Annotated in this window: 19 protein-coding genes, 1 tRNA gene, 1 pseudogene and 1 other annotated feature; of the genes and pseudogenes, 6 read left to right on the top strand and 15 right to left on the bottom strand. The window is 63.6% G+C overall.

Features of this window, described 5'->3' with window-relative positions:
- From L338_RS03080 to L338_RS03055, 6 genes and pseudogenes are all read right to left on the bottom strand, one after another.
- Window positions 1-5,129 (bottom strand): annotated as a pseudogene (locus L338_RS03080) (glycosyl hydrolase family 28-related protein); the annotation flags it as partial.
- 352 nt (window positions 5,130-5,481) lie between these two features.
- Window positions 5,482-7,746, bottom strand: coding sequence for a GumC family protein (locus tag L338_RS03075; RefSeq protein WP_022696891.1), 2,265 nt, complete (start codon window positions 7,744-7,746; stop codon window positions 5,482-5,484).
- A gap of 68 nt (window positions 7,747-7,814) precedes the next feature.
- Window positions 7,815-9,092, bottom strand: a complete 1,278-nt coding sequence (locus tag L338_RS03070; protein ID WP_022696890.1) for an outer membrane beta-barrel protein — start codon at window positions 9,090-9,092, stop codon at window positions 7,815-7,817.
- 57 nt (window positions 9,093-9,149) lie between these two features.
- Window positions 9,150-9,575, bottom strand: a complete 426-nt coding sequence (locus L338_RS03065; protein WP_022696889.1) for a hypothetical protein — start codon at window positions 9,573-9,575, stop codon at window positions 9,150-9,152.
- Between the two features lie 186 nt (window positions 9,576-9,761).
- Window positions 9,762-10,334 carry a polysaccharide biosynthesis/export family protein gene (locus L338_RS03060; protein ID WP_022696888.1) on the bottom strand — a complete coding sequence of 191 codons (573 nt, stop codon included), beginning with the start codon at window positions 10,332-10,334 and terminating at the stop codon, window positions 9,762-9,764.
- Between the two features lie 55 nt (window positions 10,335-10,389).
- Window positions 10,390-11,148 (bottom strand): metallophosphoesterase family protein, encoded by a 759-nt coding sequence (locus tag L338_RS03055; protein ID WP_022696887.1) that lies wholly within the window; start codon window positions 11,146-11,148, stop codon window positions 10,390-10,392.
- Window positions 11,149-11,160: 12 nt separating this feature from the next.
- Here L338_RS03055 and L338_RS03050 point away from each other — a divergent pair, with 12 nt between their 5' ends.
- Entirely contained in the window at window positions 11,161-11,763 is a 603-nt protein-coding gene (locus tag L338_RS03050) for a hypothetical protein (protein ID WP_022696886.1), read from the top strand.
- Here L338_RS03050 and L338_RS03045 read toward each other — a convergent pair.
- The 8 genes from L338_RS03045 to L338_RS03010 all read right to left on the bottom strand — a co-directional run bounded on the left by L338_RS03045 (window position 11,760) and on the right by L338_RS03010 (window position 20,211).
- Entirely contained in the window at window positions 11,760-13,157 is a 1,398-nt protein-coding gene (locus tag L338_RS03045) for an O-antigen ligase family protein (RefSeq protein WP_022696885.1), read from the bottom strand. The genes L338_RS03050 and L338_RS03045 overlap by 4 nt on opposite strands.
- 154 nt (window positions 13,158-13,311) lie before the next feature.
- A complete protein-coding gene (locus L338_RS03040) occupies window positions 13,312-14,166 on the bottom strand; it encodes a universal stress protein (protein WP_022696884.1) in 855 nt (284 codons plus the stop codon).
- A gap of 9 nt (window positions 14,167-14,175) precedes the next feature.
- Window positions 14,176-15,660 carry a SulP family inorganic anion transporter gene (locus L338_RS03035; RefSeq protein WP_022696883.1) on the bottom strand — a complete coding sequence of 495 codons (1,485 nt, stop codon included), beginning with the start codon at window positions 15,658-15,660 and terminating at the stop codon, window positions 14,176-14,178.
- A 73-nt stretch (window positions 15,661-15,733) separates the two neighbouring features.
- Window positions 15,734-15,789 (bottom strand) — a sequence feature (sul1 is cis-regulatory element that is thought to sense ions involved in sulfur or methionine metabolism; They are found in Alphaproteobacteria).
- A 76-nt stretch (window positions 15,790-15,865) separates the two neighbouring features.
- Complete coding sequence (locus L338_RS03030; RefSeq protein WP_022696882.1) at window positions 15,866-17,587, bottom strand: class I adenylate-forming enzyme family protein; 1,722 nt, start codon at window positions 17,585-17,587, stop codon at window positions 15,866-15,868.
- A gap of 11 nt (window positions 17,588-17,598) precedes the next feature.
- A complete protein-coding gene (locus L338_RS03025; RefSeq protein WP_022696881.1) occupies window positions 17,599-18,630 on the bottom strand; it encodes a phosphotransferase family protein in 1,032 nt (343 codons plus the stop codon).
- Between the two features lies 1 nt (window position 18,631).
- Window positions 18,632-19,021, bottom strand: a complete 390-nt coding sequence (locus L338_RS03020) for a nuclear transport factor 2 family protein (RefSeq protein ID WP_022696880.1) — start codon at window positions 19,019-19,021, stop codon at window positions 18,632-18,634.
- A 210-nt stretch (window positions 19,022-19,231) separates the two neighbouring features.
- Window positions 19,232-19,306 (bottom strand) — tRNA-Gly (locus L338_RS03015).
- Window positions 19,307-19,440: 134 nt separating this feature from the next.
- On the bottom strand, window positions 19,441-20,211 hold the full coding sequence (locus tag L338_RS03010; protein WP_206740779.1) for a DUF6065 family protein: 771 nt from the start codon (window positions 20,209-20,211) through the stop codon (window positions 19,441-19,443).
- A 36-nt stretch (window positions 20,212-20,247) separates the two neighbouring features.
- Here L338_RS03010 and L338_RS03005 point away from each other — a divergent pair, with 36 nt between their 5' ends.
- From L338_RS03005 to L338_RS02990, 4 genes are all read left to right on the top strand, one after another.
- Window positions 20,248-20,751 (top strand): prolyl-tRNA synthetase associated domain-containing protein, encoded by a 504-nt coding sequence (locus tag L338_RS03005; protein WP_022696878.1) that lies wholly within the window; start codon window positions 20,248-20,250, stop codon window positions 20,749-20,751.
- 95 nt (window positions 20,752-20,846) lie between these two features.
- Window positions 20,847-21,767 (top strand): thioredoxin, encoded by a 921-nt coding sequence (gene trxA, locus L338_RS03000; protein WP_022696877.1) that lies wholly within the window; start codon window positions 20,847-20,849, stop codon window positions 21,765-21,767.
- A 34-nt stretch (window positions 21,768-21,801) separates the two neighbouring features.
- The gene (locus L338_RS02995; RefSeq protein ID WP_022696876.1) at window positions 21,802-22,464 is read left to right on the top strand and encodes an LON peptidase substrate-binding domain-containing protein; all 663 of its coding nucleotides are present in this window, start codon (window positions 21,802-21,804) and stop codon (window positions 22,462-22,464) included.
- 38 nt (window positions 22,465-22,502) lie between these two features.
- Complete coding sequence (locus L338_RS02990) at window positions 22,503-22,715, top strand: Trm112 family protein (RefSeq protein WP_022696875.1); 213 nt, start codon at window positions 22,503-22,505, stop codon at window positions 22,713-22,715.
- Here L338_RS02990 and L338_RS02985 read toward each other — a convergent pair.
- Window positions 22,712-23,968 (bottom strand): UbiH/UbiF/VisC/COQ6 family ubiquinone biosynthesis hydroxylase, encoded by a 1,257-nt coding sequence (locus L338_RS02985; protein WP_022696874.1) that lies wholly within the window; start codon window positions 23,966-23,968, stop codon window positions 22,712-22,714. The genes L338_RS02990 and L338_RS02985 overlap by 4 nt on opposite strands.
- Window positions 23,969-24,095: 127 nt before the next feature.
- Here L338_RS02985 and L338_RS02980 point away from each other — a divergent pair, with 127 nt between their 5' ends.
- Window positions 24,096-26,441 (top strand): FtsK/SpoIIIE family DNA translocase, encoded by a 2,346-nt coding sequence (locus tag L338_RS02980; RefSeq protein WP_022696873.1) that lies wholly within the window; start codon window positions 24,096-24,098, stop codon window positions 26,439-26,441.
- Window positions 26,442-26,506 lie beyond the last annotated feature (65 nt).

Here is a 26,506-nt window from a genome sequence, read left to right as displayed (position 1 = left end):
GTGTCGGACCCGCCGCCGCCATTGATGTTGTCGGCGCCCGCGCCGCCAACAATGAAGTCGTCGCCCACCCGGCCAACGATGCGGTCATCCCCGGCGCCGCCATAGAGGGTGTCGTTGCCGTCATAACCGGTCAGCAGGTCGTCGCCGCCCAGGCCGTCCAGCGTGACGTCCATGCCGTTATTGCCCTGTAGCACGTCATTGAAGGACGAGCCGATCACCAGGTCGAAATTGCGGATCACGTCGCCTTCGGCGTCGCCGCCGGTCTGCTCGCCGCCGCGCCACAGGCGCACATCGACCGCGGAGGCGGAGGATTCATAGCTGACCGTGTTGGATCCACCCTGGCCGTTCAGGAAGTCCGCGCCCGCGCCGCCAACGATGAAATCATCGCCGTCGCCGCCATAGAGCGCATCGTCGCCATTCTCGCCGGACAGGACGTCATCTCCGTCCAGGCCGTACAATGTGTCGCCGGCTGTCGACCCATAGAGGCCGTCATTGAAGTCCGTGCCGCTGAAGGACGGTATGCCGGCGTCATTGCCGCTGGCGAAGAGCGAAACATAGAGACCCTCGAGCGTGTCGCCCGGATCGCTCTGCGTGCCTTCCGCCGTGCCATCAAAGGGACCGCCGACATTGCTCAGATCGTTGCCCGACTGCGAGGCGCCGTCGACATTGCCCGAGAAGATGATGCCGTAGAGCACGTTGGAGACGGTATTCCCGTCCACCGAAACGCCGTCCGTGTCGATCACATAGATGGCGGCGGTGTTGCCGGTTTCGGCCACGCCCGTGATCGTGTTGCCGGAGACCGAGGTACCGTCCGCGGCGTTGTAGACCAGGATATAGCTGGACGACCAGTAATCGCCGGAACGCCCGATCTCGGACATCATGTTGTTGGTGATCTCGGCGAAAGCCTCGCCCGACACCTGGATGCCGTTCTGGGCCATGGCGTTGCCGCGGTCGATGAAGCCGTTGCCGGTAATGGTGTTGCCGTCGATTACGCCTTCCAGGCCGTCGCCGTCGAACACGATGGCGTTCTTCTGGAAGTCCGAAATGTCGTTGCCCTCGATATCGACCACGCGGACAACGCCGTCTTCGTTCAGGACGACCAGCGCATTACCGCGCTGATTGCCGGAAACCGACCCGTCATCGTTCAGTTCATCACGCGCGCCAAGCAGGGTATTGCCCTCGATCGAGCCCGAGGAATTGCCGAAATAGATGGCGTTGATGTCAGTCGTAGATCCTTCGCTCGTTACGTCGGCGGCGAGACCGCGCGCATCCACCTCGAAGCCCTGGATCGTGATGTTGGAGCTGTCCTCGACGGAAATTACCGCCGCGCGATCCTTGCTGTCGCCAGTGGAATCATTGATCAGCTCCGGATCGTCCGGCATCTCGATGACCGCGCCATCTGCGCCGATCAGCGTGATGTCCGCACGGCCGTCAATCTCGATCTGTTCGCGATAGACGCCCTCGCCGACATAGATCGTATCACCGTCAGCAGCCGCATCGATGGCCGCCTGGATGGACATGCCCTCCTCGACGAAGTACTCGCCCGCGCCGTTCGTGATGACATTGCCCTCGCCCGGGACCTGGCCGGCCGCTTCGGCGGCGTCTTCAAGGGTTTCATAGAAGCCCAGCTTGGCTTCGCCATTCACGAGTTGATATTCGCCGAGCGGCTCTGCCGTGGACAGGGTTACGGAGTCGACGGCGATGCCGCCTTCCACATCGATATTCGTGAACCATCCATAGCGATGACCTCCGACCTCGGTCTCGAAATCATCGTTATTGGTGCGGATTTCGGTGAACACCCAGTCGCCATTGGCGTCGTAGACGCTGAGGGCGACTTCCAGATTGCCGTCGGCGTTTTCGTAGAACTTCGTCTCGAACGTGTACCAGCCGGCAGTGTCGACCGACCCGTGATTACCGCTCTCCAGATTGGTCGGCGGTTCAAAATTGGTGTTGTTGCTGCCGCCGATCAGGATCGTTCCGGTGTCGGCGTCCTTGGCGACATGGAAGATGAAGTCCTGCAGATGGCCTTCCGACTGATTGCTTGAAGCGACGGACCAGTCGAAGCCTTCACCGTCGGCCCATGCCGTCGGGTCCAGATAGACCTTCATCTGAACATTGTAGCCATCGCCGAAATCGGAATCGTAGCCGTCGAAACGGGTGAACGGGCCGGTTACGCCGCCGGCTCCGCCGCTCTGCTCGAAAATGGCGTATTGTCCGCCATCGGCGGCCGTGATGCCGTTATCGCCGGAGTTGGCCAGCGTGATCGCGCCGGACCATGCGCCGGCTGCGGTATCGAACCCGGCCGCGTTGCCTTCGAAGCCCTGGCTGAAATGCACGTTGAAACCGGACTGATCCGGGCTGGCGGAATCCAGCTCGTACACGATGCCGTCATCAAAGCTGACGCCTTCCACGCTGTTCAGCGTGTCGGATCCGTTATCGCCATCGGCGGCGTTATTATCCGTGACGGTAAAGCTGCCGTCGCCGTTCTTCACGACGGAATAATCATCACGGGCGCCCGCAAAGTGAGCGACATCCTGGCCGGCGCCGCCATTGAGCGAATCGTTACCCAGACCGCCATAGAGGGCGTCATCGCCAGCGCCGCCATAGAGGGCGTCGTTACCTTCGCCGTCCTCGAACTCGCCGCCCGGCTTGTTGCCGCCGAACAGGCGGTCGTCGCCATCCTCGCCATAGAGGGTGTCGTTGCCGTCCTTGCCGTGCAGGGAGTCGTTGCCGGACGTCCCGGTGATGGTGCTGTCGACAACGTCCTGACCGGTTTTTTCGCCCTGGATTTCGGTATGGACGCCGGAGGTGTCGGGGAAAATGATCCCGAATACGGACGCGTCGAGGTCAGCGTCCTCAAAGCCGTCGAGATTGAAGAGCGGACCCCAGTTGCTTTCCGCCGCGCTGAGATCCAGCCCGGAGATGGACAGGCCGTCGATTTCGCTGAAATTGAAGAAGGCGATCGGGTTCTTGTGGTATTCGCCCGTCACGGTGACATCGGTCAGCGTAATGTTGCCGATATCCGGCGCATCGGCGCCCACCGGGTTTGCATTCCCCTCATTGACGATGAAGCCAATGATCTCGATCGCGTTGTCCGGACGCCCGGCCGGGCCGGCCACGCCGTCGGTCCCCTCGAACGTGACGTTGTCGAAGGTGGCGTCGCCGCTGAAGCCGAACAGCTTGATGTGGGCGGTGTTGCCCGAACCGGTTCCGTTGCCCGCGAACGTGGCGTTCATGACGACCAGCGCCGCCATGGTCGGCGTGCCGACCGGGTTGCCGTCGTCGCTGGCGTAGATGCCGCGGTTCGTGAACCCGTCAATCGCGCCGTTGGTGAAGCTGAGCGTGCCGACATTGGCGCCTTCCGCGACATCGATGCCGATGCCGGCCGAACCATTGCCGTCCAGATTGATGCCGTCGAAGCTGATGTCGCCATCGACGCCCGCGGTAATGGTGACCGCCGTGCCGGAGGCCGGTTCGATCGATACGCCGCCCGAGCCAGTGAAGGTGAGCGCCTTGTCGATCGTCAGGTTTTCGGCATAGACGCCGTCCTCGATCTGGATCGTGTCGCCGTCGGACGCCGCGTCGATGGCGGCCTGAATGGACATGCCATTGGCGACGATGAAGGTCGTTCCGGTTTCGGCGTCGACATCGCCCGGCGTGGCGTCAGTGGTGATAACCGAGGCGTGGGCGACATTGTCGGACGCGCCATTGGTCAGGCTGGTGGCAAAGGCGGCCGCCTCTGCCTGGTCGCCGAAGAAGAAGGTGAAGTCGTCGCTGCGGCCGTCGATTCCGTCGCGCCACTCGCTGTTCTCGACCTTGAAAACCGTGCCCGGGAAGATGCCGGAGAGGTCGATGTCCTCGACCGCGGTTCCGTTCTCCTCATCGGCGTAAATGCCGATCGCTTCGGTTGCGCTGTAGGAGCCGGAGAAGGTGACGTTATTGGTGCCGCCCTCCCAGACATTGCCGGCGGAATAGAGCCCGATCGAGCCCCAGTTATTGTCGGTGGTCGTGATGTCGGTCAGCGTGATGCCCGTGGAGTCGCTGAGCGCGATGCCCACGCCCGACGTGCCCTGGCCATCGGCCGTCACGTTGGTGAGAGAGGAATCGTCGACGCCGTTGAAGTCGATCTCGCTGCGGCCCGCGCCTTGCACCGTGACGTCTTCCATCGAGAAGCCGATCAGCGCATCGGTCGGGTCGCCGCTATCATCGGCCTGAACCTTCACGCCGTAATGGGTGGTGTTGCTGGCGTCGACGGTCAGATCCTCGATCGAGGCGTTATCGCCGGTGACCAGAATGCCCCAGGACCCGGAATGGGTCTCGATCGTGGTCGCGCCCTCGCCCGACCCCAGAAGGGCGACGCCCTTGTCCAGGGTAAGCTGCGAAGTCAGCGTGTACGTGCCCGGTCCCAGAACGACGGAGTCGCCGTCAGAGGCGGCGTCGATGGCGTCCTGAATGCTGCCGAATGTCGTAACACCGGAATCGCTGACCAGATGGATCTCACCGTCCATCGGATTGGCGCCATTGCGCGACAGGTCCAGCAGAGACGGATCAATGCCGTGGGCGATGTCCCAGGCGATGGCCTGTCCGAAGGCTTCGTTATTGGACGACCCGCTGAAATACGGGCGGTCGCCCCATTCCTGCCCGTCCGCGCTGCGCGGTTCGGCCACCAGGTCGCCAATGCCGTCGCCGGTTACGTCAACATTGTTGGCCGGGTTGCTGGACGAGCTCTCGAAACGATCCTCTATCGCGCCATTCAGCAGATTGCCCAGAATATTGTCGTGATAGGACTGTCCCGGGGCCGGTTCGCCGCCACGGTCCTTGGCGATATCAAGGATCGGCTCGCCGCCAGCCTGCAGGTAATCCAGATAGGCTTCCGCGAGCGCCACGAATATCAGGTTCACGGCCAGCGCCAACTCGCCAGCCGTACCGCCATCTTCTGGCAGGCTAGAAAGGATGTGCGCATATTCGGGGAACTGCGCCAGTACGGAGTCAAAATCGGCGCTGCTCGTATCAACTACAGTTTCATCCTGATAGTTGCCGCCGGCGCCCGCAATCGCCGGGAACGTGACATAGGCCGCGTCAAGTTCCTGCCAGACGTCGATGAAGTCCTGTGCCGTCGTGAAAGCCATGTTTTGATCCCCCCAGTGCGCCCAAAGGCGCGCTGCGCGCGAATTACTTCACACGCAGCCGTTGACAATTAGGGCGAATCAGTCCCCCAAACGATAAAAGAGTCAATACTTTGTTAATTGTTTTTTTACGACATTTTTTAAGTCGCGGATTTTTTTGATAAATTTTCATCTTGTGGCACAGGTGCGCCCGTTCGGCTCTGCAATAAAGCGGGGTTGGGAATTTTCTTTCACATTCCGGGCATGCGGCTGAAAACTCTTCCTCCAAGCTCTCGCCGGGCGCTTTATTTAAGCGCAGAAAAGCAAAACTTGACCCAGTCCTTGAAGCCGACGCGGACCGGCGCCCGGCTGCAAGTCAGTTTTCGTAATATTTGGAGTAGTATTTGTAATAGGACCCGCCATAGCCGGATCCGTATCCGTAACGGCCCTCCGCCGACAGGTTGACCTGCGTCAGGGCCGCCCCCGCGACCGGCGCATCCACGTGGGCCAGCGCATCCAGAGCGGCCTTGACCACGGCGCGCGGCGTCTTGCGCCAGCGGGCAAGAAGCACCACCGCGTCCACCGCCGTGGACAGGATGCGGGTTTCGGCAACCGCCATGGCGGGCGCGGTGTCCAGAATTACAAATTCGTACCGCTCCCGGACCGCCTGCAGGAGTTCGCGCATGTCACGCCGCCCGAAAACATCGGAGGCGCTGCGGTCTTCCCCGGTCAGGGGCAGGATATCCAGCCCCGAAGCCTGTTCGCGCGTAATGGCGTCATCCAGTGTTGCGCGGCCGTCCAGAACCTCCAGCAGCCCCGCCCGCGGCGTAAGCCCCGCGGTGCGCGTCAGCATGGAGCGGCGAAGATCGGCGTCGATGACAAGGGTGCGCGAGCCCAGCTTGGCGGACACCCGGCCCAGAGCCAGGCTGGTCGCGGTCTTGCCTTCGCGCGGCACGGCGGAGGTGATAGCGACCACCTTCACATCGCCATGCCCGCGCCCGAACAGCACGGCCGCCCGCAAGGCGCGCAGCGATTCCGCATAGCTGGACAGGGGCTTGTCGAGCGCATAGCCCGCCGCGTTATCGCGGGAGGCATAGGCCCGCGGCACGCCCGGAATCAGCGCCAGGGCCGGCAAGCCCAGCTCCCGCTCCATGTCTGCCTTGGTCGCCAGGCCCTGATCGAAGGTTTCGGCCACGAAAACCGCGCCCGATCCCGCGACCAGCGCCAGCATCAAGCCCAGCGCCAGGTTCATCGGCAGGTTCGGCGCGCTGGCTTCGGCCGGGATGCTGGCGCGCGAAATGATGCGGGCGTCGGCCTCCTGCAGGGATTGCTGCTCGCTGGTCTGGCGGAACCGGGTGAGGAAGGACTCGTAGAGCGCGCGGCTGGCTTCGGCGTCGCGCTCCAGCTCCCGCAGGCGGACCAGCTCTGAATTGTTCTGGACCATTTCACCGCGAAGCCGGCCAATGCTGCCCTCCATGGAGGCCACGCGCTGGCGGGCGACATCCACTTCATTGCTGAGAGAGGTGACGATGCGCTCCGCCTCGCGCTCGATCTCGGCCTCGATATCGGCCAGCTCGCGCCGGACTTTCAGCATTTCAGGGTGGCGTTCGCCATAGCGGCTGGAAAGCTCCGCCTGACGGCGCACCACCTCGGCGCGCTGGGACCGTAATTCGCGAATGACGTCGGAGCTGAGGGCCTCCGAGATTTCCTGGTTGCTGCCGCCCGACGAAACCAGATTGCGCACCGCGCCCAGCCGCGCCTGTTTCTCGGCCAGATCGGCGCGCTGCAGGATAATCTGGGCGTTGAGGTCGGCCACCTGGCGTTCCGTCAATGTCTCGCCTTCGGCGTTCAGGAGGCCGGCTTCGGCGCGATAGGTTTCCACCGCCTGCTCCCGCGCATTCACTTCCTCGCGCAGATCGGCGAGACGCCCCTCAAGCCACTCATTGGCGGTGCGCGTTGCGTCGAATTTCGCTTCGAGCTGCTCCACGAGATATTTATCGGCATAAGCGTTGGCGATAGCCGCCGCCTTTTGCGGCGACTCCGATGTCGCCGCCACGTCGATGACAAAGGTCAGGCCTTCGCGGCGGACCGAAAGCGCGCGCTGCAGGCTTTCAATCGTCTCCGCGCGGTGCAGATCCGCTTCATCCGCGGGCGAGAGAGAACGTGACGGACCGCCCGGCGATATTGCGGCGAACAGGCCGCCGAAGAATCCCCCCACGGCGCCCGCTGCGCGCGCCACGCCTTCCGGGTCGCGCAGCGCCGGGTTGAATTCCGGATCGGCCATCAGGTTCAGCTCGTCAATAACCCGGTTTGCCAGCGCGCGCGAACGCAGGATCTCGACCTCCGTATCGACGACCGCCGAATCCGGCGGAAGGCCGGACACAACGGCTTGCAGGTCAACGACTTCACGGTCGCGCGGATCGAGCATGACCTGCGCGCTGGCGGTATATTGCGGCGTCATCTGGAAGGTGACGACGATGATGGCGAGAAGCACCAGCGCGGCGATCGCGAAGAACAGGGCCAGGCGGCGGCGAAAGGCGAGCCACAAACCCCGGAGATCGAATATCTCGCCGGACGCGTCAGGCGCAGGCCGGCTTCGCGCGGGGCGGTCCAGCCGGTCGAAAGGTTTGAACTCGTTCATCGTCTAAGGGTCTTGTTCCGTTCGGCGGGCGCGCCTCCTCCAGATGCAAAAAAGGCGCCCGGCACGGTCTAGCGCGCCAGGGTCAGTTCAACCCCGATGCGGTTTATCGCGTAGTCCTGGCCCTGGAACGCGCCGCTGCTGTCCAGCTCCATATACTGGTAATAAGGGCTCAGGCCGACGCTCCGGTTGATCATCCAGGTCGCTTCAAGACCCGCGCCGGTGCGCTCGTCATTGCGGTCGATCCCCTCATAATCGTCGTCGGAATAGGTCAGTTCGGCCGACAGGATCAGATTGCGCAGCAATTCATGGTCGATCCGGGCGCTGGCCGCGGAAGAGACATAGGCGGGGGAGCCGGCCACGCCGGAATCCTCGACATCGCGCGCCGCGGTGAAGCCTATGGTGGTCAGCTGAGAGGGAAACCACTCGACCCCGGCGCGGACATCAAACCCGTCGACGGAATCGAAGGCGGGGTCGTCGAATTCCTGTTCAAACCAGCCGATCGCCACCTCGCCCCGCATGACGCGCGTGATGTCGAAATTCGCGCCCGCCAGGATCTCCACGCCGTCAGAATCGCGCGTGATCGGCGTGACCGGCGGTTCGCGGCCATAGTCGCGGGTATTGAACGCCGCCTCCGCGAACAGCGCCGTGGCCGGGCTTATGGCGTAGTCGCCGCGCGCGGAAACATCGATCTGGTCGCGATCACGGTCATCCTGTTCCAGAACCGCGCCGCCAGGGGTGACGCCGTCCTCAAAATCAAAGGCGCGCCAGTCCAGCCGCGTGGAAAGCGCCAGCCGGTTAAACGCCGTCGAGGCCGTACCGTAGAGATTGGCGACCTCATACTCGATCGGCTCCACCGCGGTGGCCGGCGACGCGGAGGACGTGCGCGATTCATGGTCTGACAGATAGGAGGCGCCGCCTCCGATTTCCGTCTCGCTGGCGAAATCCAGAACGCCGTCCGCGCCGATATAGCCGCCGAACGTATCTTCGTCGCTGTCCTCGAAGACGGTGCGATGCTCCACCCAGGCCGAAACGGCCAGTTCATGCCGGGACCATCCGGATTCAATCGAAACTTCCGGCCGCAGGGTCAGGATGCCGCTTTCCGCCTCGTTCGCGTCCGTGGCGTAGATATTGTCGTCATATTCCAGCCCGGCCGTCAGCGAGGGATAGATGGTCAGGCCGCCGGACCGCACGCCCACGGCGTCATATTCCGGACGCGCGCGCTCCTGCACGCTGACATTGCGGTCCCGCTCAAATGCGCCTGAGCCCTGGGCCACGGCCTGCCCGGCGGGCGTCAAAAGAGCGGCTGCCGCGACCAGGGCGGCGCAAGGGGTCATACTGGCTGTCATGATTCCACACTCATTCCGTTGGAAACCGCGCGCCGCGATCAAGCAGGCAGGCGGTCTCTAGCCGCCCGTGTCGTAGTCCGATCCGCCATCGCCGCCGCCGGGCGGGGGCGGCGTGGGCGCGCCGCCATCGCCGCCGCCGGCGCCCGTCGCCACTTCGCCGGTCGCCTGGATCTGCGCGCGGACAAGCTCGACCGCCTGATCGGCGGCGGAGCCTTCGATCAGCGCGTCCTGAACCAACGCCAGCGCCTCCAGCGCCTCGTCCGCCGTTGCGCCGGACAAAGCCAGCACCCGGTTGATTTCGGCTGCGATCTGTTCGGGCGTGGACGTTTCCGGCATCGCCGCCATGGCGTCGATGATCTCGGTCGCCAGCGACGCCGGATCGACCTGCATCATGGCCGCCAGGCTGGCCGCGCCCGCAGGGGATACAGCCATGGCCGGCGTCAGAGCCAGACAGAGTCCGGTGAGAACAGTTTTTCGGAACATGCGTCCCTCCCCCGAAAAATAACCCGCAAATGCTGCAAGTTAATAAATTCTAAAGCACGCTAGTGTCTTGGAGCGACTGGCTCAAGACAAGAATTCGCCGGCTAGTTTGAATTTTTGGTGGCGCCGCGACTCTGTCACGACAAATTCTCGCAAGAGAATCTGGATGAACGCGGCCGATTACAGGGATCAGAAAAAGCGTTCCGGAATGCGAATTGTGTCGCCTGGTTGTATCCGCGTTTCGGGGGTCAGCTGATACTCGCGTTCGCCGTCCGCACCGCCTCGCTTTATGAAAACCCGCTTGGAATCAGCGCGGTAGGAGAACCCCTCGGCGGTCGCCACGGCATTCAGCACCGTCAGACCCTCGCGATAGGGATACTCGCCCGGCGTGTTGACTTCGCCGAGGATGAAATAGGGCCGGTAATTAAGAACCTCGACGCTGACGCGCGGGTCATTGAGATAGCCATTGGCGAGTTTCTGTTCGACCGCTTCCTGGAACTGGACAAGCGTCAGTCCTTCCGCTTCCACATCGCCGATCAGGGGAAGGGCGACGGTTCCCGCGCCTCCGACCATGAATTCGCCCGACAATTCTTCTTCATCGAAAACGATCAGGCGCAGCTCGTCACCCGCGCCAAGCCGATAGCGCACCTCGTCGCGGGTTGCGCCGGAATCGGCTCCAGGCTGGGCGGAGGGCGTCGTCGCGCAGGCCGCGATGACAGCCGCCGCAAAAGTGGCCGCCAGAAGTTTCAACATGAATTTCATGACGTTCGCCCCGTTTCCGTTCCCGGCGCACCTTAGCCGCCTCTGTATTGCAAGCTCAAGACGGATCAAGGCCCGGAGAAACGGCTTGAATGATTTCCACGGAATCTGATTCCAGCCGGGCGGCGGTCAGGCGGCCCGTTATATAGGCGCCGGTGTCCAGCGACAGCCGGCGATGGTCGCGATAGGCGGTTTCATGCGGCGTATGACCATGAACCACGACCCTTTCCAGCGGCCGGTCATCGTCCAGAAAATCGTTGCGGATCCGTAAAAGATCGTCTTCCGCCTGTTCATTCAGCGGCGCGCCGGGCCGCACTCCGGCATGCACGAAGAAATAACCGCCCAGCGCCTCGCTGAGGGTCAGCGCCTCGCAGAACCGCCGGTGAGCGTCGGGAAACGCCTCGCGGAATTGCGCCCGGGTTTCCTCCCAGACGTCCGGTTCGTCGCGGAGCGGGGCGGACACGCCGTAGGATTGCAGGGTTTCGGCGCCGCCGAACTGCGCCCATTGCGGCCCCCAGCGCGCATCATCGAGAAACCCCAGCAAGGCCGCTTCGTGATTGCCTTTCAGGAACACCGCGCTTCGCTCTCGGGACAGGGCGATCAGCCGGTCGATCACGGCCCGGGAATCGGGGCCCCGGTCGACATAATCGCCCAGGAAAATATAGCGGCGCGTCTCTGGCGGCTCTTCCCGCGCCTCGATCTGTTCCAGTAGAGTGCGCAACAGATCGTCACGGCCATGAATGTCGCCCACCGCATAGACGGTCAGACCGTCGGGAATGACGGGCTGGCTGGACCGGGAGCGGAAGAACTTGAACATCGCGGTTTCTTTATGCCCGAACTGGTAACAATTTTTCCACGCCGTCTGGCTGGGCCGCGTGCGTTCGTTTGCGCGGCGGCGCTGCTGGGCGCGGCTTTGGCCGGCGCGCTGGCCGCTCTGGAAACCCGCGCCAGCCTGCTCCATGGCGCGCCGCCCGTCGAGAGGGTCCCCGCAAATCCGCCCTGGCTCCATACAGCGTCCCTCACCGATATTCTGGCGGACAGGGCGGCGCGGGGGGCCGGGGATCGCGAAGGCGCCGCCAGTCTGTCCATGGCCACGCTGCGCCGGTGCCCAACCGACGCCGGCGCCTGGGCGCGACTGGCGTATCTGGAACGTGAGGCAAATGGCATGAGCGAGGATGCGGCGCTGTATCTGGAGCGGTCTTTCCTGAGCGCGCCCTTCGGCGATGCCGGACTTCGGCGCTGGCGGATCGGCTTCACGCTGGAAAACTGGATGGCGGTTCACCCCGACACGCGACTTGCGGCGCAGAGAAGTCTGGAGGCGGAGCTGCTTACGCCGCGCGGGCGCCGCTGGTTCAGGGGCTACGCCGAGGACATCTCCAACCCGCAAGGCCGAGCCGCCGCCGGGGCGTTTCTCTCCGCCGCTCCGGACTAGCCGCGCACGCGACCCGGCGGACTTTCGCGCCTTCGGGACAATCCCGCACCAAGGCCCAGAAAGATCGCCCACATGGCGGCGATGGACGGAACCTGAAGGGCATAATCCACCGCGCCATGCATCAGGATGAGCGCCGACGCGCCCATCACCGCGCCAAGCCATATACGCGGCCCTTGACGCATCAGGCTGCCGCGCGCAACCCGGTAAAGAACAATCGCCACCGCCCCGAACATCGGCAGGGAGAGCGCCAGACCGCCCTCTTCCAGCCATTGCAGGTAAACATTATGGGCCGCGCCCAGCGTATGAAGCGCCTGGTAGTTCTGGCGAGTCTGGATCATGTCGTTTACGGCATTGAACGCGCCGAGGCCGTAACCCCAGAATGGCGCGTCCAGAAAAGCGCGCCAGTGCGCGGAAAATGCCGTGGCGCGGCTTTCAGCGCCGGGCGCGAGATCGGCAAAACGCGCAGATGTCAGGTCCCCCGATACAATCCAGACGCCAGCCAGAAAGAACAGAAGCAAGGCAAACGGACCCGCCGCGCGCCAGCGCCTTTCCCGGTCTGTCAGGCCTGCCAGCAGAAGCACCAGCAGACCCGCGCCGGCGGAGAGAAGGCCGCCGCGCGAGGCGGTCAGCGCTAGACAGGTCAGGGAAAGCAGCAACAGGGCAATGGGAAACCCGGCCCGCTTCAGAAAATACTCCAGCCGCGCCACCTGGTTTGGAAAGGCGCGCGGCGCGCGTTCGCCAACCAGCATCAATCGCGCCGCCGCCATCAGCATGAAAACGCCAAAAACGCTTGCGGCGTTATTGGCGGACAGGAAGCTGGCATGGAGGCGTCCCGCGCGCGCCGCGCCAAAGGCGCTGAGTCCAAGCTGATCCGTACAGAAGCCGATAAAGGCCAGCGCGCTGTAAACGGCCGCAAAATACAGGAACATCTGAAAGAAACGGGCGCTGCTGCGCTGACCGGCCCCGATGACGGCGCCGCTCAGGAAGGCGGCGCCCAGCGCCGCCAGCTTGATCAATTCCCGTACTGTCGCATCACGGTCCAGCGTGATCGCGCCGCCATCGCCCAACCAGTCCCAGGCCGGATGCGCCGCCCCGGGCCACGGTCCCGCCAGCTGAAGGCAGCCCCCTGCAGCGACTACGAGCAGCAGCAAGCCCGGAACACGGCCCTGACGCAAAGCGTGCCTCAGACGGTCCGGCCGCGCGGTGGCGGCGCAAACGGCGCACACCGCGAAGAGCGCCGCTGAGAACCATAGCGCCAGCGCCGCGCTGTTCGCTCCATAGGCAAGATGCCCCCCGAAAAGGAGCGCCAGTAAAATCAGGCTGATTGATCGCGCGTCGGTGAAATTTCCGCCCGTTCCTGCGCCGCCTTTATTCGAATTCGGGTTCAGGCGCATTCCTGTGTGACCCCGATTTCAGGAAGCCGCTAATCGCCGGGAAATCATCTCGCTAATATTTCCAAAGTCCATTTCCCCGCCCCGATTGCGTCTTTTCAGACGACCCCGGGGCGGAGATTAGCATCAAACCTGCATTTGAGAAGCGGAGACAGGTCTAGCGGAACAAGAGCACCGGTATCTTGCAGGATCGCACCATTTCCGCGGTGGTCGAGCCGATGATCAGGTTACGGATGCGCGAATGTCCGTAGGCGCCCATGACCAGCAGATCCGCCCCGCCACCTTCCACGATCTCGCCGATCAGTCTTTCCGGCTGGCCGGAGACGATTTCGGTTTCCGCCTCCCGCCCCGAGTCCGCAAAGCGGGATTTCGCATCGTCCAGGGCCTTGCGGTTCTCTGCGGATTCCGGCCCCGCCATGAGAAGGCGGATCGCGAGCCCTTCGAACAGCGGGCTGGACGCGACCATTTCCACGGCCTTGCGGCTGCTGGCCCCGCCATCATAAGCAATCAGAACCCGTTTGACCGGCTTGTATTCGCGCGAAGCGACGAAGACCGGCTTCTGGCTGGCCCGGACGATCCGCTCCAGATTGGAGCCGAGATGGCCCTTGGCGAAATCGGCGCCCTCGCCGCGCTTGCCAATCACGATAACGCGGGCGTCGGGTTCGAATTTCTCCATCGTCTCCAGCAGGTCGCCAAAGCGCAACTTGACGGCGATATCGTGGACCCCCGCCGCTTCCAGCGCCGCCTCGCCATCCTCAAGGATCGCCCAGCCGCGCTGTTGCGCCAGCTTGGCGCGCTGCGCGTCCAGCTCGCCAAGCTCGGCCAGCAGGGAGGACCGGGCGCCCAGCCCGACGCTGCCGCTGAGATTGGCGGGAGCGCTTTCGGTCTCGCGCCTTCCCAGAATATGAAGGAGATCGACCCCGGCTCCGGTGCGTTCGGCGATCCATGCGGAGTAGTCACAGACGCTCTTTGCGTAGAGGGAGCCGTCGATGAGTGCGATAATCCTGCTCATGATAATCCCCTAATGCCCCATCAGCCGGTCGAGCGCGCCGGGTTTGTCATGGATGGCCAGCCGGTCGACAATGGTTTCGCTGGCCTCGTTCAGGCCCACGATATCCACCTCCGCGCCCTCCCGGCGGAATTTCAGCACCGCCATGTCCAGCGCCGATACGCTGGAAATATCCCAGATATGGGCGCGGCTGACATCGATGGTCACACGCTCCAGCGCCTCCTTGAAGTCGAAAGACTCCGTGAATTGCGAAGCCGAGGCGAAGAAGACCTGTCCTTCAACCACATAGGTGCGTGAGCGGCCGTCTTGCGACAGGGTTGAGGTGACACGGAAAATCTGCGCGATCTTCCAGGCGAAGAAGATGCCCGAAAGCAGCACGCCGACCAGCACCCCGATGGCTAGGTTGTGCGTGAATACAACGCAGACCACCGTCGCCAGCATCACCGCAGAGGAGCTGCGCGGATGATGGCGCAGATCCTTGATCGAGGACCAGCTGAACGTGCCGATGGAGACCATGATCATGATGGCGACCAGCGCCGCCATGGGAATCTGTTTCACCCAGTCGCCCAGCACGACGATCAGGAAGATCAGGAAGGCGCCCGCGCAGAACGCCGAAAGCCGTCCGCGGCCGCCAGATTTCACATTGATCATGGACTGGCCAATCATCGCGCAGCCCGCCATGCCGCCGATAAAGCCCGTGGCCGTGTTGGCGACGCCCTGGCCGATACATTCCCGGTTCTTGTTGCTGGACGTGTCGGTCAGCTCATCGACGAGGGACGCCGTCATCAATGACTCCAGCAAGCCGACAGCGGCCACCGCCGCCGAATAGGGCAGGATGATGCGCAGGGTTTCCAGGTTCAGCGGAATGTCGGGGATCAGGAAAACCGGCAGCGTGTCCGGCAGCTCGCCCATATCGCCCACGGTGCGCAGATCAAACCCGAAATACATCGCGACCCCGGTCAGAATGACGATACAGACCAGCGGCGACGGTATCGCCCGGGTCAGGCGCGGGAACAGATAGATGATCGCCAGACCGGCGGCGACCATCACATAGGTCAGCCAGGGTACGCCGATAAGTTCCGGCAGTTGCGCCATGAAGATCAGGATGGCCAGCGCGTTCACAAACCCGGTCATCACCGAGCGCGAGACGAACCGCATCAGATCGCCCAGCCGCAACAGCCCCGCGCCGATCTGTAGCAACCCGGCCAGCACCGTCGCGGCCAGCAGATATTGCAGCCCGTAATCCTTCACCAGCGTCACCATCAGAACCGCCGTGGCGGCGGTGGCGGCGGAGATCATGCCGGGCCGTCCACCGGTAAAGGCGATGATCACGGCGATGGAGAAGGAGGCATAAAGCCCGATCTTCGGATCGACGCCCGCAATGATCGAAAACGCGATGGCTTCGGGGATCAGCGCCAGCGCGACCACGAGGCCGGACAACACATCGCGGCGGATATTGCCGAACCATTCGGCCCGGTAAGTCTGGAGATTGAACATGGCGTTTTCATACAGCCACGCCGTCCGCGGACCGGTTTCGGCGATACGCAGCGGGCATGGATGGGTCTTTTAGAGTTGTCCGGCGGATTGGCGGCCGGAATAGCCAGCCGGGGTCTCACCGGCTCCAAGCGGTTGCCGGGTGTCTAGCGCCGGTTATTGTGCAACGCAACAAAGAAGCTGTCAGAGGGTGCGGCCCGCCGCGCGATCAGGCCGCCGCATCGCCGCGGCGGCTGATTTCGTCCCGCAGTTCACGCTTCAACACCTTGCCGATGGGGTTGCGGGGCAGGGCGTCAAAAAACTCCAGCCGTTCGATCTGCTTATAGACGGCGATCTGCCACTCCGACCGCAGATAGGCGTTCAATGCGTCCTTGTCCGGCGGCTTATCCGCCGCCACGACGCAGGCGCAAATCCGTTCGCCCATGACCGGATCCGGGGCGCCGATAATTGCGGCCTCGGTCACGGCCGGATGCGCGTTCAGATATCCTTCCACCTCCTCGCAGGAGATATTCATGCCGCCGCGCACGACGATATCCTTGCAGCGCCCGACAAAGCGGAAATATTTATCGTCCGGTCCATCGATCTCGAACAGGTCTCCGGTTCGGAACCAGCCATCCTTGTCAAAGGCGGCCTCGGTCAGCTCTGGCGCCTCCCAGTAGCCTGAAAAGACGGTCGGACCGCGGGTCAACAGCTCGCCCGGGCGGCCCGGACCGGTGACTTCCTCCCCCGTGTCCGGGTCCACAAGACGGCACTCCAGCGCCTGCCCGAATATGTGCTTCCAGTCGAACCGCCGATCGCCGAAGCGGGGAAAATACACCGCCCGCTCCGCCGGATCGGGGACATCTAGACAGCTCGAGACAAGGCCCGCGCCCTCGTTCGACCCGTAGTTATTATTGAGGTCGACGCCGTAATCGTCCCGCCAAGTGCGGACCATCCATTCGGAGAGCGGGGCGGAGCCTGACCCGAGGCCCGCCAGCCGGCGAAAATCGATGCCGGCCAGTTTTTCACGCTCATTGAGCAGGCGATTGAGAACCGCGGGCGCGGTGACCGTGTAATCGATTTCCTCATCACGCAGCTGGGACAGGAACAGGTCCAGGTCGAACGGGTGATGGAGCACCATCGCCCCGCCCAGCCGCAACCAGAGCACGATACCGCTGCCCACGCCGCTCATATTCACCATCGGGAAGGGGACCAGCATCCGCGTTCCCGGCTGCAGCTCCACCGCCGAAATCTGGAATTCGGCGATCAGCCGCCATTCATTGTGATTGCGCGGCACGCCTTTCGGCACCGCTTCGGTCCCCGAAGTCCAGCATATCGTCGCCACGTCATGCGCGGTCATGGCGGCCGATTCCGCCGCCTCGCGGGCCTGGACGATGTCGGCGTCACGGATACGGGCGAGCGCACCGCCAATATCGACCGTGTCGTCATCATCCCCGGCGTCGAACGCCAGCAAGGTTTCGACAGAGGGGCTGACCGCTTTCACGCCGCGCATCAAGGCCAGATGGTCCCGGCCCAGAATATTCCGCGCCGTCAGAATGGCCTTGGCGCCTGTTTTCTCCGCGGCGAACCGGGCCTCTTTCTCGCGATGCTGCACCGGAAGCGGGGTGACAATGATCCCCAGCCGCCAGGCGGCCAGATATATCGCGACATATTCGACAATATTGGGCAGCTGGGTGAGCAGGACATCGTCCTTCTTCAGTCCTACCCGGTTCAGCAGGGCGGCAAAGCGCCATGCCTCATCGCTCACCTCGGCCCAGGTCAGGCGGCGTGGCGCGCCGCTCATCAGTCTTTCGCGATTGGGCGCATCGACAAGGGCTTCCCGGTCCGGGGTCTGCGCGGCCTGCTCGTCAAGCAGGTCTGTGAGGCGGACTTCCGTCCACCACCCCGCTTCCTTGTTGCGCCGGATAGCGTCTTCAGAGACGACAATCATTGCGCGCCTTTCTAGATTGTGCCGTCGGCCAGCCAGGCTTCCGCCATGGCCCGGGCGCGGCGGCCGATGGGAACAGCGGTTTCGCCATAAAGGTGACCGTTATCGGATACGGCCATTCCATTCCGCGCGCGCCAGCCGACCCCGTAATTCACCGCAGCATAACGATAGAGATTGAACAGGATCATGAATTCCAGATTCGGGAATTCCTTCAGTCCCATATCCTCGCAATACCAGTCGATCACCGTTTCCATGTCCGGCACGCCGGTTATGGCGGGATCATTGTCGCGCAAATGGCCTTGCGGGTTTGGCGGCATGTAATAGGGGACGGTCAGAATGCCGGCATCGGCATAGACATCGCCCAGGGTCGACATTTCCCAGTCCAGAAGCGCCACCACTTTTGGCTCCGTCGGGTGCAGCACGACATTGCCCATGCGCACATCGCCATGAACCAGACCCGTGCGCGTCTGTTCGGGAACGCGCTCAAGCAGGGCCTCCTGCAGCCAGTCGAGATCCGCAATACCTTCCGGGCAATATTCGGAGAACAGCTTGCGGTGCAGTTTCAGCTGGCGCGCGACATAGGAATCCGTCGTGCCAAAACCCTCCAGCCCCGCGGCCCGCCAGTCCACCGCGTGGAGCCGGGCGTAAGCCTGAACATAGCTGCGATAGATCGCGGCGCGCTCCTCCGCCGAGAATCCGGGCAGGCGGTTATCATCCTCGATCCGCCCCTCGATGAATTCCATCAGATAGAATTCGCCGCCCAGAACGGCGGCGTCTTCACAATAGTGATAGACCGCCGGAACCGGCGTGTCGGTAGGGCCCAGCGCGGCCAGCACGCGATATTCGCGCGCCACGTCATGCGCCCAGCGCGGCGCGCCTTCGGGCCGCATCCGGAGTATGACCGGGCCTGAACCGGTGTCGACGCGAAAGGTCGGGTTGGACTGTCCGCCCTTCATCTGTTCGATTTTCTCGATCCGCGACCAGTCCGGGGCGGCGTCGGTCAGATAGCTGGCGAGCCTGTCTCTATCGATTGAAGTTTCGCCCATCTCAGGCGGCCTTCTTGCGGGCCCGGACCAGAACGCCGGTGTCGAACTGTTCTCGCCACTCGGCGATCTTGCCGCCTTCGGTCCGCACCATCGCCATGCACGGGAGCGAGACGCGCTTGCCCTCCCAGCCGCCGGCCGTGCCGGTCATTGAGATCGTGTAGGCAATGACGGCGCGGTCGTCCGCCGAAAAGGCGTCGTCGACAACATAATCCAGATCCTTCCAGTTCTGGCGGATGATCTGGATATGCTCCTTTACGCCGTCGGGCGTAGTGGTTTCTCCGTATGGGTCGATCGTACGGAATGTGTCGGCGAAAGCGGCGAGATAGCCGTCCTCGTCCATCGCCTTCCAGGCATCCAGAAGCGCCGTGGCCGCGGGGTCGATATCGTGCATGACATGTCTCCATCGCGCCCGCGATCTTCCGCCGCCTTGCGCATTCCCTATCGGAGCAAAACGGTATGAAGGGATGGTGGGTATGTCAATGCAAGTCACGTTGACCGCAGTCACTGGATGGGCTTCCCGCGACGGCCTGGCGAATAGACAACAAAAAACGCCGGCGGCGACCGGCGTCTGGATACGATGTCTGGATATATAAAGGAAAAATGGAGCGGGCGATGAGATTCGAACTCACGACCCCAACCTTGGCAAGGTTGTGCTCTACCCCTGAGCTACGCCCGCTTAAAGCGCTGTCCGGACACGGGGCCCGGACGGGTCGTCAAGAAGGACCGGCATAAAGCGCGTTTGCCGCCCTGTTTCAAGAGGGTTTCTGCATACAGGGTCGCGCCGGCGCGCGGCGGCCGGACCGCCGCCCGCTATTTCCGGGGTTTGGGCGTTTGCAAACGGCGCTTTGTGCGGTGTGATTTCTCGTCGGCCTGCGCCTTCGAGGGCGATTGTCCCTTTATGTAGAAATTCTGCCAGGCCTGCTGCAGGCTTTCGTCGCCCTTGAGCGATTGATTGAATTCGTGGCGGGATCGGGTCCAGGCGTTGAATTCGTCGCGCAGCTCCGGATTGTCGTGGATCGACTTCATCTCCGGGGTCACGTCTTCCAGCTTGTTGTGCTCCATCAGGGTCAGGAAGGCGAAGGGTTCGTCCTTTTCGAACACAATTTCTCCCGGGCGGGTCATTTTCCAGTTCATGGTGAACGGGAAGGGCAGCCAGTCCGTCTCCACCAGTCCGGTCAGCGGATAGATGCCGTCCTTGGGCTGGTTCGGCGGCCCGGTGACCCACAGCGCCACGCCCGGCGGCGTGCGGAACAGATAACCGGGGATGAAAGTGACCACGCCTTCGCCGAAATGCGACTGGGCGAACATGTTCACCGGCACGTGCGGGTCATAGCCGTAAACCTTGATGGCTTTTTCGCCCTGCTTTCCGTCCCACACGATTTTCACCTCCGCCGGGCAGCGCAGCTCCCATCCGGTGGAGTTGGCCATGGAAAGCGGCAGACAGCGATAGGCGAAGCGGTCGCGGGTTTCATCCATCCAGCCGCGCCGGCCGCGGCCGGGAACCATTTCCGTCGTGTACTGACTGACCTGATAGCATTCGAGTTTCAATTCGTCCGCGCTCCCGGCTAGGTTCGGTTTCAAGTTGTCTCTGTCTAACCAAGCCGCTGTAACGCCTCAATGACGCTCTCCGACCGGCAAGCCGCGCTCTATACGCTGTTCGACCAGCTCTCCATCCCCTGGACGACGCATGAGCATCCTCCCGTTTTTACCGTGGAGGAAGGCGCGGACATCAAGGCGGCGCTGCCGGGCGGCCATACCAAGAATCTGTTCCTGAAGGACAAGGACGGTCAGCTGGTTCTGATTTCCGCGCTTGGGGAGACGCAAATTCCGCTGAAACACCTCCACCGGGAGATCGGAACCAAGCGCCTTTCGTTCGGAAGGCCTGACCTGATGGAGGAAACGCTGGGGGTGACGCCCGGATCCGTAACGCTGTTTGCGCTGATCAATGACGCCGAAACGCGCGTCCGGGTCATTCTGGACGAGGGCCTGTTCGATCATGACATCGTGAATTTCCACCCCCTTTCCAATGACGCGACAACGGCGGTCCCCTCAGACCGGCTGGAGGATTTCGTGCGTGCGACGGGACATGTGGCGGAGCGGCTGGATTTTTCCGCGCTATGAGATTTGCAAACCCGGCGCGCTTGCATGGCGTCCTTTCCCGCGCCACCTAGGGGCCTAGATCGAGTTTCAAACGAACCAAGAGGCGATCAAAAGCCATGCAGATCATCGGTCCCGGCGACCCCGCGCCCAGCGAAACCGGCGCTCAAGACGGCCTGATCAAGGATTCCTCCGACCAGGCCTTCATGGCCGATGTGGTGGAGGCGTCGAAAGAGACCCCGGTCATCGTCGATTTCTGGGCGCCCTGGTGCGGCCCGTGCAAGCAGCTCACTCCGGCGCTGGAAAAGGCTGTGGCCGCGGCGGGCGGCAAGGTGAAGCTGGTCAAGATCAATGTGGACGAGAATCCGGGCGTGGCGCAGCAGCTTCGCGTTCAGTCCATTCCGACCATCTACGCCTTTTCAGACGGTCAGCCCGTGGACGGGTTTCAGGGCGCGCTTCCCGAAAGCCAGATCGCCGAATTCATCGAGCGGCTGGGCGGTCAGGGCAAGCAGGCGCAGAATGTCGACGCGCTGGTCGCGCGCGGCAATGAACAGCTGGCCGCGGGCGACACCGCCGGGGCGGCGCAGGATTTTGCCGCCGCCATCCAGGCCGATCCGGAGCATGCCGGCGCCATGGCCGGGCTCGCCCGCTGTTATCTGGACAATGGCGACCGCGCCAAGGCCGAGGAAATCCTGCAGGCGATTCCGCCCGATAAACAGAACGACGCGGCCGTGCAGGGCGTTCGCGCGGCGCTTGAACTGCTGGATGAAACGCCGGACGCTGATCTTCAGGCGCTGGCCGACGCGGTTCAGGCCAATCCCGGCGATCACCAGAAACGTTATGATTACGCCGAAGCGCTGGCCGCATCGGGCAAGCTGCAGGGCGCGGCGGACGAGCTGCTGACCATTATCGGCGACGACAAGGACTGGAATGAAGGCGCCGCGCGCCAGCGCCTGCTGACGATTTTCGAGGCCGCCGGACCGGCCTCCGAGGTGACAAAACAGGGGCGGCGGCGTCTAAGCTCTATACTTTTCGCCTGAGAAGCGAACGGAGAAGTGGTGTGAGGAACAGCGGATGACGGCGGATTTCGGCTATCGCGGGATTGGCGACCTGCCCGACCGGCTTCCGGTTTTTCCTCTCGACGGCGCCATCGTGCTGCCCCGCGCGCAGCTTCCGCTGAATATTTTCGAGCCCCGCTATCTGAACATGGTCGATGACGCGCTGGCCTCGCCTGACCGCATGATCGGCATGGTGCAGCCCGTGGGCAGCGAAAGCGCGGTGCCGGCGCTCGCCGGTATTGGATGCGCCGGACGCATTGTCAGCTTCGCCGAGACCGGAGACGGCCGCTATCTGATAACCCTGCGCGGCATCGCCCGGTTCGAGCTGTCGGGCGAGGTGTCCTGCGACACGCCCTACCGGCAAGCGGAAATTTCCTGGGAGGATTTCGAGGGCGACCTCCACCCCGAACAGCTGGACGGGAATTTCGACCGGGAATCCTTCGAAGGCGTGCTGAAGAGCTTTTTCTCCGCCCGCGACCTCGCCGCCGACTGGGATTCCATCAAGAATGCGCCGATCGAGCCGATGGTGAACCAGCTTTCCATGGTGTTGCCCTTCGAGACGGCGGAAAAGCAGGCCCTGCTGGAAGCGCGCTCGCTCTCCAACCGGTTGTCAGTGCTGGTGGCTTTGATGCAAATGGCTGCAGCCGAAAGCGATGACGGACCGGGCGGCGTACAGTAATGTGCGCATCGACCGGACATTGAGGGACAAGGGCCGCCATGAGCCAGACGAGCGAAAAGACCAAGCACGAGGTGGACCCCCGTCTGCTGGAAATTCTTGTCTGCCCAGTGACGCGCGGCCCGCTGGTCTATGACCGCGAGGCGCAGGAGCTGGTTTCCCGAAAAGCCCGGCTCGCCTATCCGATCCGCGACGGCGTGCCGGTCATGCTGCCCGAAGAGGCGCGCGAACTCACCGACGCCGAGACCGGCTAGGGCGTCAGCCCCTGCATCAGGCGCGGGCGTTCGCCCGTATCGCCGCCAGCGTGCCGCGCGAAGAAGCGCCGCGCCGGGCCGATTTTTCCCGTCAGAGCCATCCCCATATCGCGAATCTTGCGAACCGGCCCGATATCGTTGCCGAACAGCCGGTTGAACCCGTCCGTCGCTACAGACAGGATCACATTGTCGAACTTGCGCCAGCGTTCATAGCGACGCAGGGGTGTCAGGTCGCCAATATCCAGTCCGGCCCGGCGGGCCTCGCCCAGCACATCGGCCAGCGCCGCGGCGTCCCGCAGCCCCATATTGAAACCCTGGCCCGCAATGGGGTGGATGGCGTGCGCGGAATCGCCCACCAGGGCCAGGCGCTCCGCGCAATATTCCTCAGCCACCTGTACGCCCAGCGGATAGGACCAGCGCGGACCGGCGGGTTTGACCTTTCCCGCCAAATCGCCAAAGCGGCGCTGCATCTCTTCTGTGAATTGAGGTTCGCCTAATTCCATCAAGGCTTTGGCGGCCCGGGGTTTTTCCGTCCAGACAAGGCTGAAACGATCGCCCGTGAGCGGCAGCATGGCAAACGGACCGGCGGGCAGGAAATATTCGTGCGCCACGCCGTCATGGCCGCGCTCGATCTCCGCGGTCGCCACCACGGCGGACTGGTTATAATTCCAGCCATGCGCACGGATGCCGGCGCGCTTGCGCATGAAGGAATTGCGGCCGTCCGCGGCAACGATCAGCGGCGCGCTGATGGTTCCGCCATCGTCCAGCGTGATCACCGCCCCATTGGCGTCTCGCGCCACATCCACAACCCTCGCCGGGGCGCGGGCGGTAATATTGCCGCGCGCCTGCAGCGTTTCGGTCATCGCCCGGCGCAAATGGCGGTTCTCCACCATATAGCCCAGCGGCTCTCCGCCCTCGCCATTGATCTCGGCATGGTCAAAGCGCAGGAAAAGCGGAGACGGTCCGCCGGGCCGCAGCCCGTCCGGCGCGCGGCCATCGGTGACAAGGATCTGCTCGATCCGCTGGGCCTCGCCCTCCAGACGGTCCGCCACGCCCAGCACGGTGAACATCCGCCAGGAGGTATAGGCGATGGCGGATGCGCGGCCGTCGAACGCCTCGTCCCCGCGCACCTCCACGGGGAGCGCGTCGACAATCGCCACGGAAAGGCCCGCCGCCTCCAGCGACAGCGCCGTCGCCAGACCCGCCATGCCGCCGCCCACAATGGCGGCGTCGCATTCAAGCTGTTTCGTCATGGAGGCACCTTAACCGGCGCGCCGCGTCTGCGCATGCGGCGAATGCACGCTTTAAGCGGCGATTAACCCTTCCGATATGGATTCAGGCGATTATCGCGCTAACCCGTTATCAACCGTAAAGCCCCTGATGGCCGCTATCGACGCATCGCAATCGCGCCACGAAACGCCCGCCGGCTTCCTGCGGGCGCGTCTGCGTGAAATTACCGGCCTTCTGATGTTCGGGCCGGGCGCGTTCTGCGTGATCGCGGCGCTGTTCCATGCGCCCGCCGATCCCAGCTGGAATATCGCCTCCAGCGCGCCGATCCACAATCCGCTGGGCTGGCCGGGCGCGGTTGCGGCCGACATCCAGCTGCAGTGGCTGGGCTGGGCCGGGCCGGCGCTGGCCGCGATGACCGCCGGCTGGGGGGCATTGATCTTTGCCGGCGCGGGGCAAAAGGCCAATCGCTGGACAGTGCTGATGCGCATTGTCGCGGGCATCCTGTTTGCCGTTTTCTTCGCCGCCGCTGTCTCGGCCCTGCCGATTCCCGCCAACTGGCCGTTCGCCGCCGGGCTGGGCGGGGTGATCGGGGACGCCTTCTATTTCGGTTTTGCCTCGCTGGTCTCGCCGCTGGGCGAAACCTTGTCCAGCGGCGTCGTGATCTTGTTCGGCCTGATGCTGGCCACCATCGCCCTGTTCCTTTGCTTTGGCGTCACGGCCGCCGATTTGCGCCACGCCATGCGCGAAGCCAGCCGCGCGGGCGATCGCGCCCGCGGGGCAGCGGAAGCGATTTCCAGCCAGTTCGCCGCTGAAGACGATGAGGGCGAAGCGCCCGAGAAGGGGCGCGCCGTGCGCCGCCCCGGCGGCGCGGCGGCCAAGCCGGCTCCCGAAAAGCCCGCGCGCAAGACCACGGTCAAGACGAAGATCAAGAAGCCCGCCCCCTCGAAACGCGAGGAACGCGAGGCACAACCTGTGCTTCCGCTTGTGGAGGGCGGCGATTTCGAACTGCCCCGCCTGGATTATCTGACCCGGCCCGCCGCGCGCAGCCATTCGGTCGACGAGCGATCCCTGAGCCAGAACGCCGAGCTGCTGGAGAACGTGCTGTCCGATTTCGGCGTGGACGGCCAGGTGGGCGAGGTGCGCCCTGGCCCGGTCGTGACGCTTTATGAGTTCGAGCCCGCGCCGGGCGTGAAATCCTCCCGCGTTATCAATCTGGCCGACGACGTGGCCCGCTCCATGAGCGCCACTTCCGCGCGGATCGCCGTTATTCCCGGACGCAACGCCATCGGCATCGAGCTGCCCAACCGCAAGCGCGAAACGGTCTTCCTGCGCGCGCTGATGGCGTCCAGCGAATATGAGAAAACCAAGTGCGACCTTCCGCTGGCGCTGGGCGAGACCATCGAAGGCGAGCCGTTTGTCGCCGATCTGGCGCGCATGCCGCATCTGCTGATCGCGGGCACGACCGGGTCGGGCAAGTCGGTCGGGATCAACTCCATGATCCTGTCCCTGCTGTACCGCCTGTCCCCGGAACAGTGCCGTTTCATCATGATCGACCCCAAGATGCTGGAGCTGTCTGTCTATGACGGCATCCCGCACCTCCTCTCGCCGGTCGTGACCGACCCGAAGAAGGCCGTGACCGCGCTGAAATGGACGGTGCGGGAAATGGAAAACCGCTACCGCAAGATGGCCAAGCTGGGCGTGCGCAGCATTGACGGATTCAATGCCCGCGTGGCCGAGGCGATGGAGAGCGGCGAGACGCTGGAGCGTACGGTTCAGACCGGCTATGACCGCGAAACCGGCCAGCCGATATACGAAACCGAGGCCATAGAGCCCGAACCCATGCCTTTCATCGTCGTGGTTATCGACGAAATGGCGGACCTGATGCTGGTCGCGGGCAAGGATATCGAAGGGGCCGTACAGCGCCTGGCGCAAATGGCGCGGGCTGCGGGCATCCACATGATCACCGCCACACAGCGGCCCTCCACCGATGTCATCACCGGCGTCATCAAGGCAAACTTCCCCTCGCGGATTTCCTTCTCCGTCAGCTCCAAGATCGATTCCCGGGTCATTCTGGGAGAACAGGGGGCGGAGCAGCTTCTGGGGCAGGGCGATTTGCTGTTCATGCCGGGCGGCGGGCGCCTGCGCCGCCTGCACGGACCGTTCGTTTCCGACCGCGAGGTGGAGCGCATCGCCAAGCACCTGAAATCACAGGCCGCGCCCGACTATCTGGAGGAAGTCACCGAGGAATCGGAGGACGGCGCCGGCGGCGGCATGTTCGGTCTGGACGAGGACACGGGCGACGAGCTTTACGACAAGGCCGTGGCGGTGGTGGCGCGCGACGGCAAGGCCTCGACCTCCTATATCCAGCGCCGTCTTTCCATCGGCTATAATCGCGCGGCGACCCTGATCGAACAGATGGAGGAGCAGGGCGTCATCGGACCGGCCGATCACGCCGGCCGCCGCGAAATCTTTGTCGGCGATCACGCCGCCGATTAACAAAGTTTCACCCCGCGGCGCCTGTTCGCCGTGACATCACCGCCATAAGCTTCGCCTTCAACGGA

Origin of the sequence: Euryhalocaulis caribicus, from assembly GCF_000412185.1 — a bacterium.
Classification (GTDB): domain Bacteria; phylum Pseudomonadota; class Alphaproteobacteria; order Caulobacterales; family Maricaulaceae; genus Euryhalocaulis; species Euryhalocaulis caribicus.
Note: the sequence above shows the minus strand (reverse complement) of the source record. Positions and strands in the feature narration are given on the sequence as shown.

What these genes read in the sequence shown, in the direction of transcription:
- L338_RS03050 (WP_022696886.1), top strand. Translation starts at nt 11,161, where the DNA reads ATGCCCGAACTGGTAACAATTTTTCCACGCCGTCTGGCTGGGCCGCGT.
- L338_RS03045 (WP_022696885.1), bottom strand. Translation starts at nt 13,157, where the DNA reads ATGCGCCTGAACCCGAATTCGAATAAAGGCGGCGCAGGAACGGGCGGA.
- trxA (WP_022696877.1), top strand. Translation starts at nt 20,847, where the DNA reads ATGCAGATCATCGGTCCCGGCGACCCCGCGCCCAGCGAAACCGGCGCT.
- L338_RS02990 (WP_022696875.1), top strand. Translation starts at nt 22,503, where the DNA reads ATGAGCCAGACGAGCGAAAAGACCAAGCACGAGGTGGACCCCCGTCTG.
- L338_RS02985 (WP_022696874.1), bottom strand. Translation starts at nt 23,968, where the DNA reads ATGACGAAACAGCTTGAATGCGACGCCGCCATTGTGGGCGGCGGCATG.
- L338_RS03060 (WP_022696888.1), bottom strand. Translation starts at nt 10,334, where the DNA reads ATGAAATTCATGTTGAAACTTCTGGCGGCCACTTTTGCGGCGGCTGTC.
- L338_RS03065 (WP_022696889.1), bottom strand. Translation starts at nt 9,575, where the DNA reads ATGTTCCGAAAAACTGTTCTCACCGGACTCTGTCTGGCTCTGACGCCG.
- L338_RS03020 (WP_022696880.1), bottom strand. Translation starts at nt 19,021, where the DNA reads ATGCACGATATCGACCCCGCGGCCACGGCGCTTCTGGATGCCTGGAAG.
- L338_RS03075 (WP_022696891.1), bottom strand. Translation starts at nt 7,746, where the DNA reads ATGAACGAGTTCAAACCTTTCGACCGGCTGGACCGCCCCGCGCGAAGC.
- L338_RS03055 (WP_022696887.1), bottom strand. Translation starts at nt 11,148, where the DNA reads ATGTTCAAGTTCTTCCGCTCCCGGTCCAGCCAGCCCGTCATTCCCGAC.
- L338_RS03070 (WP_022696890.1), bottom strand. Translation starts at nt 9,092, where the DNA reads ATGACAGCCAGTATGACCCCTTGCGCCGCCCTGGTCGCGGCAGCCGCT.
- L338_RS03005 (WP_022696878.1), top strand. Translation starts at nt 20,248, where the DNA reads ATGACGCTCTCCGACCGGCAAGCCGCGCTCTATACGCTGTTCGACCAG.
- L338_RS02995 (WP_022696876.1), top strand. Translation starts at nt 21,802, where the DNA reads ATGACGGCGGATTTCGGCTATCGCGGGATTGGCGACCTGCCCGACCGG.
- L338_RS02980 (WP_022696873.1), top strand. Translation starts at nt 24,096, where the DNA reads ATGGCCGCTATCGACGCATCGCAATCGCGCCACGAAACGCCCGCCGGC.
- L338_RS03030 (WP_022696882.1), bottom strand. Translation starts at nt 17,587, where the DNA reads ATGATTGTCGTCTCTGAAGACGCTATCCGGCGCAACAAGGAAGCGGGG.
- L338_RS03035 (WP_022696883.1), bottom strand. Translation starts at nt 15,660, where the DNA reads ATGTTCAATCTCCAGACTTACCGGGCCGAATGGTTCGGCAATATCCGC.
- L338_RS03025 (WP_022696881.1), bottom strand. Translation starts at nt 18,630, where the DNA reads ATGGGCGAAACTTCAATCGATAGAGACAGGCTCGCCAGCTATCTGACC.
- L338_RS03040 (WP_022696884.1), bottom strand. Translation starts at nt 14,166, where the DNA reads ATGAGCAGGATTATCGCACTCATCGACGGCTCCCTCTACGCAAAGAGC.